Annotated in this window: 11 protein-coding genes and 1 other annotated feature; all 11 genes read right to left on the reverse strand. The window is 34.9% G+C overall.

Going from position 1 to position 11,964, the window contains the following annotated elements; genetic code table 11:
• Window positions 1-7 precede the first annotated feature (7 nt).
• Window positions 8-664, reverse strand: coding sequence for a corrinoid protein (locus tag HYG84_RS00095; RefSeq protein ID WP_212379559.1), 657 nt, complete (start codon window positions 662-664; stop codon window positions 8-10).
• Between the two features lie 60 nt (window positions 665-724).
• Window positions 725-1,594 carry a uroporphyrinogen decarboxylase family protein gene (locus tag HYG84_RS00100; RefSeq protein WP_212379570.1) on the reverse strand — a complete coding sequence of 290 codons (870 nt, stop codon included), beginning with the start codon at window positions 1,592-1,594 and terminating at the stop codon, window positions 725-727.
• A gap of 334 nt (window positions 1,595-1,928) precedes the next feature.
• Complete coding sequence (locus HYG84_RS00105; RefSeq protein ID WP_212379572.1) at window positions 1,929-2,708, reverse strand: DnaJ domain-containing protein; 780 nt, start codon at window positions 2,706-2,708, stop codon at window positions 1,929-1,931.
• 50 nt (window positions 2,709-2,758) lie between these two features.
• Window positions 2,759-3,151 (reverse strand): hypothetical protein, encoded by a 393-nt coding sequence (locus HYG84_RS00110; protein WP_212379574.1) that lies wholly within the window; start codon window positions 3,149-3,151, stop codon window positions 2,759-2,761.
• Between the two features lie 412 nt (window positions 3,152-3,563).
• Window positions 3,564-5,930 (reverse strand): valine--tRNA ligase, encoded by a 2,367-nt coding sequence (locus HYG84_RS00115; RefSeq protein ID WP_212379576.1) that lies wholly within the window; start codon window positions 5,928-5,930, stop codon window positions 3,564-3,566.
• Window positions 5,931-5,995: 65 nt separating this feature from the next.
• Window positions 5,996-6,263, reverse strand: a binding site (T-box leader).
• Window positions 6,264-6,383: 120 nt separating this feature from the next.
• A complete protein-coding gene (locus HYG84_RS00120) occupies window positions 6,384-7,406 on the reverse strand; it encodes a sensor histidine kinase (RefSeq protein ID WP_212379578.1) in 1,023 nt (340 codons plus the stop codon).
• Window positions 7,403-8,080, reverse strand: coding sequence for a response regulator transcription factor (locus tag HYG84_RS00125; RefSeq protein WP_212379580.1), 678 nt, complete (start codon window positions 8,078-8,080; stop codon window positions 7,403-7,405). Before HYG84_RS00125 ends, HYG84_RS00120 begins: the two co-directional genes overlap by 4 nt.
• A 14-nt stretch (window positions 8,081-8,094) precedes the next feature.
• A complete protein-coding gene (locus HYG84_RS00130) occupies window positions 8,095-10,149 on the reverse strand; it encodes an FtsX-like permease family protein (protein ID WP_212379582.1) in 2,055 nt (684 codons plus the stop codon).
• Complete coding sequence (locus HYG84_RS00135) at window positions 10,139-10,921, reverse strand: ABC transporter ATP-binding protein (protein WP_212379584.1); 783 nt, start codon at window positions 10,919-10,921, stop codon at window positions 10,139-10,141. Before HYG84_RS00135 ends, HYG84_RS00130 begins: the two co-directional genes overlap by 11 nt.
• 305 nt (window positions 10,922-11,226) lie before the next feature.
• Complete coding sequence (locus HYG84_RS00140) at window positions 11,227-11,403, reverse strand: hypothetical protein (RefSeq protein WP_212379586.1); 177 nt, start codon at window positions 11,401-11,403, stop codon at window positions 11,227-11,229.
• A 240-nt stretch (window positions 11,404-11,643) separates the two neighbouring features.
• Window positions 11,644-11,844, reverse strand: coding sequence for a hypothetical protein (locus HYG84_RS00145; protein WP_212379588.1), 201 nt, complete (start codon window positions 11,842-11,844; stop codon window positions 11,644-11,646).
• Window positions 11,845-11,964: the final 120 nt, after the last annotated feature.

An 11,964-nucleotide genomic window follows, 5' to 3' on the forward strand; every position in this document is an offset into this window, starting at 1 on the left:
TCCTTTGCTATGCTATATTAAGCAGATTTTTTAGTAATTTAACGGCTTCAACTGCATTGGAAGAATAACCGTCTGCACCTATTGTGTCTGCAAATTTTTTTGAAATTGGCCCTCCGCCTATTACTACCTTTACCTGTTCTCTGATTCCAGCCTCTTTCAATAGGGCTACAACCGTCCCCATTCCCGACATAGTTGTTGTCATCAGGGTTGACAGACATACAAAGGAAGCATTAACAGCTATAGCCTTATCTACAAAGTTCTGCAAGGGAACATCCCTGCCTAAATCATGCATTTCAAAGCCAGCTGTTTCCAGCATAATTTTAACCAGATTTTTACCTATATCATGGGTATCACCCTCAACTACTCCTATCACACCCTTTGGCCTTTCTTTATTCAGCTCACTTGCCGGGAGATGTGGTCTTAGTATCGACAAACCTTCGTACATTGCATCTGAGCAAAGCAATATATCCGTAACGAAGTATTCCTCCTCTTCATACAATTGATCTGCCCGATTCATGCCATCAACAAGGCCGTCCATAATACCTTCAAAGGCCGGGTATCCTGCTTTAATATACTCATTGCAGGCTTCAATAACCTCTTCCTCCTCCATGTTAACTACACCATCAGATAATTTTTTTAATAAGCTCTCCTTTAATATTGCCATCATTTTCACTCCATTCTACATAGAAGCTATTTTTTAATTTTCAGGATAACTATAAATATATCAAAGTAAATCAATAGCTTTTATAATGCCGTTTTTCAATTCAAAGCCCTTATTTTTAACGCACATCTGCCCAGTAAATTTGGCCTTGCCAATAATCCTTTTACAGCCCTCTGAATACCCTACAGCTTCTCCTAAATCTATATCCCTCCAGACGGCTTTTTCTGTTCCTAGTAATGCAAAGGCGGTTTTGGGGCAAAGCAGCATAATTGCTTTATCCTTTAGGACAGCTTCAACCCTTTTAAATAAAGGATAAGTGAACCTCTCCACCACCTCTTCAGAAAGCTTGGGCCCCAATATATTTAGGCCCCCGATGGAATCGCCATAGCTTATCATATTGACCCCTGATTTTTGAGCCTCCTCTATAAAGCCTAATATTTCTTTTTGTAGCTTTTCAAATATCTTCTGCATAACTTCTGGCTGTTTCTTTAATATTTTAAAAAGGTATCTAGCATCCATCAAAGTATTTAAAATTGTAAAAGGTCCTGAAACATATAAAATTACATCCTCGCCCTTTTCTCTTAAATACCTACAAGCTTTCAGAACCCCTGCAATCCGTCCCTTTGAAAAATCTATTTCTGGCAGCTTTAAAAGTTCTTCGGCAGTAGTGCATATGTACTCCTTAGCCCTTGGGCCAATATTTTCATCTCCATAATTTATAATTCCTCCCAGAGCCTCTGCCTCAAGGGTATGACAAAAAGGAAGCTCACAAAATTCGGCATTATCACGTTTCTTTATAGCAATAGCCAGCTTTGCCATAGCTTCCCATTCTTTATAGGCCTCTGGAAACTTTAAATTTATATTTTCTGTAACTATGGTGCCAACACCTTCAAAATAGTCATAGGTGCACTGAAAATCAATAATTTTGCTCATATTAATCTCCTCAAGTCATTTTAAAATGGCTAAAGCTTATAAAATATCTAAACCCTAACCACACTAGATAATAATTTAATTATTGTTGATTAGGCTTTAAGGCTTGTATTTTTTTCCATTGTACATTATTATTTTATCATCTTAAGAATTTTCCTTCTAATAGATGTTTTCTATTGAAAAATTAGATGTTATAGATATTGCATATAGATTCAAAATCACTGAATTTCATGGGAATTATACAGAAAAAATAAAGAAGTCTAAAAAAATACCAATGTATACAACATTGGTATTATATTTGTTATGAAATTCTATAAATCTTTCTGTAACTTATGTCTTATATATTTTTATATCGTTGTATATTATCATCACTTAAAAACTCATAGGCAGCAGTAATCTCTTGAAACCTCTTTGTCGCATCTGGAAGCTTACTCAAATCTGGATGATATTCCTTTGCCTTTCTTCTATAAGCACTTTTTATTTGCTGTTTATCTGCATCATATGATACACCTAAAACATCACAGCTTCTTTCATACTTATTTTTAAAGTCAACAGTGGGATTTACATAGCCTTGACCATATGATCCCTGGCTTCCATAACCGCCATAGCCTCCCTGCCCTCTTTGATAGTTTTGTTGATACCATTGTTGCTTAAACCTTTCTTCCCATTGTCTTTGCTGTTCATAATAACGGCGCTGTTCTTCTCTAATCCTTTCCTCTTCAGCTCTTTTGTAAGCCTCTTTATAATGGTTAAAAGCTTTATATTTATATTTTTCCTCATCCATAAGGTAATTAGCAGTATTAAATAAAAATTCCGTTATAATATATTTTTGATATTTTAAGTAAGATGCTAATTTACCCCCAAGCATTAAAAATCCAAGCAAGATCGATATAGTTGAAAATCCAATAGGATTTGCCAATATTCTAAAGCCTAAATTAGCAAACAACAAGAAAAGCAAACAGCCACCCATACTTGCTATCACTAAACAGCCTTTGAAAAATTTTCCTGTGTATAACACTATGTTCTCTATCAAATGTATCAAACTATCAATTATTGCAGAAATCACCTTAGCTGTTCCATATAAAATTTTACCTGAAATCTTCTTAATTATCTTCATCTACAGTTATTTTCTCCTTATCGTATTCAGTTTTATCAAAAGCTACCTGACTATGTATTCTTAATAAACTTATCTTTACACTTTGGGCATGTAATCTTGATTTTCCCTTTGCCCTTCGGAACCCTCACCATGGTCTTGCACTTGCTACACTTATAATATTTGTGAGTCTTTGAGCCTTTAATACGGCTTTGGACTTTTTTAAGCCTAGAGTAAATAGGACTTATAAATATTGCAAACTTATAATTCTCCTTACTGCGTTTTCTTACATCCTTCGAGAGTGCTCTATATCCAGCTGCAAATAACGGAATATAGCCTACAGTACTTAATGCTGCTATTCCAGCAAGCTGGCCTATCAATGTTAAAACTAATGACAGCACAAGTAAATAAATAGAGAGCTGATCTCCTCCATATCTCCCCAGCATAAACTTTCTTAACCAATTCATCGCCATCACCCCTAGTAAATATTAAGTTTTATATCTTGTAGTGTATCATAGAATGATTATGCCATAATATAATCCCACTAACCCTTTTAATAATTATATATTTTAAAATGCTATATCTCAAGTATGAAAACTGCCATCATATGAAAACAAAGGTATCAAGATTTCTCATCTCAATGCCTTTGAATTTTCTTTATCTAATTTCTGTACTATCTGAGATGCAGGATATACCCATAATCTGTTGTACTCATCAATAATCATTTGATATTACAAATCACCAAGTCCATGTTCTGGGAAAAGTGACAATAAGTCAACTATGAGAGAATGTTCACAGGATATTTTGATTCAATTTTCTCTTGCAGATTCTTGATTGTATCTTTCGGTTGGATATAACGGTGCAAGCCACTTTTCGCTCTTATTGAATTATTTTTATTTCCTTAGCTCTGCAACAAGCCCTAATATCACGAATGGTTTGTTTAAACATCTCAACATATTTGATATCGGATTTAATAACAACCTCATCTATTTCTGCTTTCATTGATAAAGCATTCTCAGACTTATACTTTCTTGCATCAGCGATAATGTCCTTTAGCTTCTCTCCAAAAAGAATAATCTCATCGTCAATAGGTTTTTCAGCTTCCCAATACAACTTGTGTAAAGAAATACTATTCTCATTCTGTCTAAAGAATTCTTGATAAATATATTCGGTGATATGTGGAACGTAAATAGCGTATAACTTTAATATATTAAGCATGCAATAATATAGGGCATATTGTGCTGATTGTCGCTCTTTATATCCATGTATTTCGGGTTGATATAGACGATCTTTAACAATCTCAAGATAATAGTCACATAGATCCTTCCAGAAGAAATCATCAATTTCATGTCGGGCTGGTCCTATTTCATATTGGTCAAGGAGCTGTCTTGCATTAATAGTAGTTTGTTTACATCTCTCGATTATCCACCTGTCTACAGGCATTAGATCCACATCAGCATTGAGGTTAATGTCCTGTAAATGATATATTGAAAATTTAAATGCATTCCATAGCTTTGTGATAAATCTCTTGGCTATACCTAATTCATCAATTGAGAAAAATGTGTCTGTTCCAAGTTTCGAATTAGCAGCCCAATATCTTATAACATCAGCAGACTGGTTTTCAATAAGCAATTTTGGTGATACCTCAGAGTTGCTCTTTGATTTGCTAATTTTCTCTCCTTTTTTAGCAAGAACAAAACCACAAACCATTATATCCTTCCAAGGAATTTGGCCCGTATGGTAAAGACTTTTAACTATAGTATAAAATGCCCATGTACGTATAATTTCATGAGCCTGTGTCCTCAAACTCATTGGTAAAACTTTATTTGAAATATCATTTTTTTCGCCCCATTTTGCATTTATCTGAGGAGTAACTGATGAAGTAGCCCATGTATCAAAAACCGAACTCTCAGGCACAAATTCTTCACACCCGCAATAACAGGGCTTGTTAGGTTTTGTTTCAAGAGGATTTATAGGCAACATCTCTTCATCTGCAATTATAACCTTACCACAATTTTTGCAATACCATATTGGGAAAGGAACACCAAAGTAACGCTGACGGGAGATACACCAGTCCCACTTAAGATTTTCAACCCATAATACGTATCTGTTTTTCATATATTCTGGATACCAATTGATTTCATCAGCAGCTTTTAAAAATAGCTCTTTATTAGTAAGAATATCAATATACCACTGTTTTGACGGCAAAATCTCAATTTCCTTTCCGCAACGTTCGTGTACAGCAACAGTATGTGTGATACTTTTTGACCCTAAAAGAAATCCATTTTCTGAAAGTAGGCTAATAATCCGTTTCCGAGCTACTAAGACCTTTAATCCTCCGATTAGCGGAACACTTTCGTCTATTGTACCATCAGGTAGAATAACTTTCCGATAGGGCAGTTTGTGAGTCTCATACCATTCCACATCAGTGCTGTCACTAAAGGTCGCACACATAACTACACCTGTTCCTTTATCAATATCAACCTTATCATCTGTCAATATAGGAATTTCATAGTCATATAAAGGAACAATAGCATTTTTTCCAATATATCTTTTATATCTATCATCCTCTGGGTTTACAAATAGACAAACACAACCATATAGTAATTCAGGTCTTGTTGTAGCTACTACTAATCCTTCTTCACCTATCTTAAATTTAACGTAATTAAAGGTAGTGTCCTTTTCAATAGACTCCAACTCTGCCTGGGCTATTGAAGTTTTACATTCAGTACACCATAAAACTGGCGACTCCTTCATATATGCCTTTCCATCTTTCAAAAGTTTGATAAATGATTTTTGTGATATTCGCTGAACCATAGGGTTAATGGTTTCATATTGAAGCGACCAGTCAACCGAGAAACCCAAAGACTGCCATAAATCTTTAAACTCTTTTTCGTATTTTGCAGAGGTTGTAATGCACCTTTTAATAAATTCGCTTCTCAGAAGGTCTTTTGCAATAATACCCTCCTCTTTTTCAACAAGCCTTTCTGTTGGTAATCCGTTGTCATCAAAACCAAAAGGATAAAAAACATTATAGCCCTGCATTCGTTTGAAACGTGCTATCATTTCTGCCTGTGTATAAGAAAATATGTGTCCAATGTGCAGGCTACCACTAATAGTAGGTGGCGGCGTATCAATAGAATAGATTTCATTTTGACTATCAACGTCAAAACTATAGATACTATTCTCTTTCCAAAAATTTTGCATCTCTTTTTCTACTTGCTTAAAGTCATAGTTTTTCTGCATGGTAATACCTCCTAAAATTTTACGAACACAAAACAAAAAGTCCGCCTAAAGCTTTCTAATGTTTAGCTTAGGGCGAACTGTATGCGTCCGTGGTACCACCTATATTCAGATATGACTATCTGCACTCTGCCAATACGGGATAGATTCATATTTAAATCATCCGATATTGCTTTCCTTTTAACGGTGGAAATTTCCGTTGAAGCCTACTAAGATTATATCTTTTCAGTTCACAGCTCAAAGGCTACTTCCATACTTCCGTCACGAAGATTTTCACCAACCATCTTCTCTCTATGCTTCGGGTGAGTATGTACTCCTCCTCGTCAACGCCATTTTGTTCGTGTTCGTTTATATTATGATATTCTATTATGCTCAAAAAGTCAATATTTATGTTGCTATTTTTTGAAAATTCAGGATTAAATTAGTATCAATACATCCAACAAAAACTCACACGTCCTAAATTATCGGAAATAGTAGTTGTATTGTAAAACCCTTTCCGTACTCAGACTCAACCTCAATTTCAATCTGTAATTCATCGCATAATTTCTTTACAAGGTACAGTCCTATTCCAGTAGACTGGCTTCGATTAGAATTATCTCCTGTAAATCCTTTGTCAAAAATGAAAGGAAGATCAGAATTCAACACTCCAATACCATTATCAGAGATTCTTAAATAATACCTATTCTCCACACTATCAAGACCAGTTTTTAGCCAGATAAAGCTCTCGATTTCTTCGTTGGAGTATTTCACTGCATTAACCAATATTTGTGTAAAAATAAACTGGAGTGTCTTTTTATCCGATATAATCGGGACATCTTCCACCTGAGAAATAACTGTAACTTCTTTTTCATCAAGTAATGCTTGGAGCTCCAACCGTACATCTTCACAGCAAAGATTCAACGAGACTCTCTCTAAGCGATAGTCAACATGCGATGCCTGTAATCTTGCATAAAATAGTATCTGTTCAACATCATCACTGATATTAATTCTTGCATGCTCAAGTCTTTGATACACCAGCTTCGACATTTCTTCTTTACGATTTTCCAAAACAAACGTTGCTAAAGAAATAGGTGTCTTTATCTCATGGACCCAACTTTCAATAAACTCTTCATAGTTTAGGGATTGCAGTTTGGCATCATCTAATTGATCATTTTGCATCCGCAATTTATTAGCTAGATAATTCACTTCTTCTTTACGCGAATCACCAATTGATTCTATCAATCGACATTCATGCTCCAGTGAGGGTTCTCGAAGAAAATCATAGAATGCTTTGTTCTGTTTTGCCTGCTTTTTCCAGACAAGTAACATACCAAAGACAATGCTAATTACAGAAAAAATAACCATGATACCAACTAGAAGCCTGAATGTTTCTGGATACGCTAACCACGCCAGAAAAAGGAAAAAAACATCACTTATACAAAGAAGTAATATCCAAGAACGTGATTCGTTTAAAATATTAATCCAATCCTTTGGCTTCATTCGCAGTCACCTCTTATTAATTGATAACCAATTCCTCTTACCGTCTTGATTCGGCTAGACAATCCAACCTCATCAAGTGTCTTACGTAATCTGGTCATATTTACTTGTAATATGTTCTCATCAACATAGTCACTACTTCCCCACAGCAGGCTAAAAAGTTCCTCTTTTTTTACTACAGAAGGAGCAGCTTTTATCAAGGCTTTAATAATAATTCCTTCATTATCCGATAATGAAATAGAATCCTCACCAACATATAATACATTTGCATTCTCATCTAACTGAAAATCCCCAACATCTAGTAGAACACGCATATTTGCATAGAGATGAATTAACTTTTGAATTCTAGTAATCAGACGTTCAGGATGACACGGTTTCGTTAAGTAATCATCTGCACCTAAATCTAATGCATGCAACTCATCACGAAGTTGATTGCGTGAGGTCAACACCAAAATAGGGCCTATTCCTCTAGCCTTAAGCGTCCGACAAATATCGAATCCAGAAAGCTTGGGCAAATTCAAGTCTAATACAATTAGTGAAGGAGAAGCCGATGCAATATCTTCCAAAGCGGTATCGAAAGAAGAGATACACTCTACAGAGTATCCCTCTTTCTCTAATATATTTTGTAACTCGTCACGTAGAAAGATATCGTCCTCAACAATGACTATCTTTTCCACTTTTCCACCTCCTATCAAGCCTCTTTTAATTGCTTAATTTCTTCATCACTCTTCCTCTGGATCATCCATATATAGCAAAGCTCAAAAACAATAAAGATAATAAGTGCAATTCCTACCAGAAAAATAATAGTGCTACTGTTTGATGTCTTTGGAATAACCCTGAAAGCTTCTAACATAGACCAAATACCAAAAATTGAACTAATCAACGCTACAGCAATCACCAAACCAAAATACCACCATATTTGTATCCTCGCCGATGAACATAAGGATTTAACACTTGCCCCCAACATAGATAATGTAGAATACCTATGTCTTGTGCTTCTTTGCTGCATAAGAAACTTCAATCCTAACACCGTGTTTGCGATGATAAGGAACATCACACCTAAATAAAGTGTCGTATAACTTCCTGCGACTATATAAAACAACTGTCTTCCCATGCTGGCAAGATAGCTTTCATAGTTTAAGCCAGATGTATTGAGTAACTCATCTACTTGATACATGGCTTGCATCAGACCTTTTTCGCGAACAAAATCAGAGTCTAGAACCATATTCCAGCAGAATGGTTCTTCAGAATTTCCAATCAACGCATTGTACATATCATCGCGAACAATTAAAGCATGCATAAGAGTGATAGCTCGATCTGCAACAAGATTGCTTGTATATAGCGTCGATATTAATTCATATTGTTTTTCACCGATATAAATTGTTGGATTAGTTTCCAATACTTTAATTAATATATCATGAGAGAATGAAAACCCACCATTAGAATACATTGCTACTTCATTATCTCCTAATGAAATGGGAGGTTTATTGCTAGATTCAAGTAGCGCATTATAACTTGTAAGCGAAATTAAATAAGGACTGTCTTCATAGGATAAATTGTTTAATAGACTTTCTTTTTCTTCTGAATTTTTTTCTTTTGAAACCACTTCTTCTAATCCTGCCCAAGAAAAAGTGTGTGCAACAGTATTTTCAGGCATATCTTTATAAGGTGTCCTTAAATTACCAAGTTTCATAGGATAATAATCCTTTACATAAGGCTTCAATTTATCAGATGTCAGTACAGAAACAACTTCTTTTTCTGATCCTTTAAAAGTGAAATCTACGGTTCTGCCTGATGCTTCACCTCGATTTAAAGTTGTAGAAATACCAAAAGCGAAACAAACCATAGCTGAAAGAATTAAGAGTGATGATATAGCAAGAGAACTCCATTGATGTAGAACATTCTCTTGAAGTTGCCTTCCTGTAAATATAAATAATCCAGTAGATGAGCTACTTTTACGTCTTATCCATCGTCCAATGAAACTCCCCAATCCACGAAATAGCATAAAAGTTCCACTGATTCCTACAAAGACTATTAATACAAACACTAAAGCATCCAGAGTACGCAAATATAAAATTGCCAATACATAAGCTGCACATAGCAAAACTACTCCAAGTAGCAAATTAAACCAGCCCCATACAGGTGAAAGAATTCTTTGCAATTTTTCCTTCTGTTCATTCATCAAATCCACAGGTTCCTTCTTGCTCATTCCTAAGCTAAGAATAAACACAGCTAATAGTTGCACCATAATAAAACCAAATACCGTTAATCCTAGACCCGCCCAAGAGATACGAAACTGATGACCAATGATGCCCATCCCAATAAGTTTAGAAGTTGTCAGACTAATTAGTTCTGTCAAAAATAAGGAAATTGGAATTCCAATGAGCAAAGCGACTAAACCATTCCACAATGTTTCCCCCATAATCATTGCGAACAACCTGCTTCGTTTCATCCCCATCATCAAATAGATTCCAAATTCATGACTACGACGTTGTAATTGGTATCTGTTAGCAAAATAAACCAGGAAAAATACGAAGAACAGTGATACGGCATAGAGCACTGGAATCATTAACAAAAGCTTAGCTACCGCATGGCTCTCAACCGTCTTTAGATACACCATAACATCCTGTTCGCCAAGGGAAAGGATGACATAAAAAGCAACAATAGAAATAACTAGTGAGGCAAAATAAACCCCATTTTCTTTTCGGATCTTACGACTATTCCGTTTAATGAAATCAAAGAACATTGGCGCTGCCTCCTCCCAACTGTGCCATAACAGTTAAGATACGTTCATAAAATGAATTCTTAGTTTCTCCAGGCACTTTCTTTCGAAGCTCATGAAAAATCACACCATCTTGGATAAATAAGATTCTTGAGCAAAAGCTTGCTGCATTGGCATCGTGAGTAACCATCAAAATCGTGGTCCCATCTGTCTGATTGGTAGAAGATAGTTTTTCCATCAAGATTTTTGCATTTTTCGAATCTAGGGCACCGGTTGGCTCATCTGCTAATACAATGCTTGGATTCGAAATTAATGATCTTGCTGCTGCAACTCTCTGCTTCTGACCTCCTGACATTTGAGATGGAAATTTATTTAATACCTCCTCAATATCAAATTGCTTCGCTAATTTTCGAAGTTGTTCTTCTTCATTTTTTGGATTCTCTCCATGTATCGACAAAGGCAAAACGATATTTTCTCTCGCAGTTAGGTTATCTAATAGCTCAAATTCTTGAAATAAATATCCAATTTTACTCCCTCGATATTCTGCTAGCTGAGATCCTCTGAATGAAGAAATATTTTGTCCTTCTAATAAGACTTGTCCCGATGTTGGTTTAAGCATAGTTGCAATGCAGTTAAGCAATGTCGTCTTGCCCGACCCACTTGCACCCATGATTCCAAGAAACTCTCCTGGAAAAACATCAAAAGTAATTCCCTTTAATGCGACGGTTTCACTTTGTCCCTCACCATATATCTTATATACTTCCTGAACCCGAAGCAACTTATCTGAAATTTTCATATCATATCCTCCCTATACTTTTTCTATTAATACTATATAATGAAAATTTACCAATTAACACTTACAGTTGTTGTAAGGTTGGTAATTAGAGGAATATATACGCAAAATTCACTTTTTCATCTTATAACACGTGATTTACCCTATGTCATCTATATTTTGCATAAAGATGACCATCCTAGTAATTGTTTTATTTTCTTTATTATAAATCATAACTAATCCCCCTATATAATCTTATTTTTTCTTCTATTAGTCCTCTAAAGAATTAATTCAAAGAAATTAGTTACTGTTTGATTTACTGGTACTTTTTACCTTAAAGTTGTAGTTTGTGTATTTCCTTGATTATCAATAAAGTCAATATCTATAATTCTAGATTTTGGACCGCATTTTGATTTTGGTAATGTTCTAAAAGGTATTCTGTTTCCAGCCTGTAATCCTTGTAGATTAAATGTTGCTGCATTATATACCTTATCTACAATATGCATTCACCAACTACATCATCTAAAGAACCGTCAAAGAAGTAACCTGTATTGGCAATATAGTATGGTTCATCTATCTGTAAAAAATACAATATATTAGTATCGTTTTCATAGTTACATTATATGTGAAATAAATAAATTAAAGAGTAGGTTCCCCAGCCCTATCACATAGCCTATTTCAATTTAAAAATACATAAAAAACAGGGTAAAGCCTAAGCTCTACCCTAATTCTGTTAGTCTATCTATTTAGTTAAAGAAAAAACCACGTCCGCATGAACAAAATAGTACAACAAGTAATAGGAAGAAGAAAAGTAAACTATCTCCTGATTCTACAAAAATACCACAGTTACAGAAAATTATAACCAAGATCAGGAAGAAGAAAAGCATACTACTTTGATTTCCAAAAAATCCACCAAAGCATCCACCTTTTTTAGCAATTTCAGACATATATCACACCTACCTTTTTTTATTTTAAGTACTGCTAAATACACAACCTAATTTATCTTTTAGGAGTATATTTAGTTGTAATATATATTATGAAATTTCGTATAAACTGTTCTATATTTT

The sequence above is a fragment of the Alkaliphilus sp. B6464 genome (assembly GCF_018141165.1).
Classification (GTDB): Bacteria; Bacillota; Clostridia; order Peptostreptococcales; family Natronincolaceae; genus Alkaliphilus_B.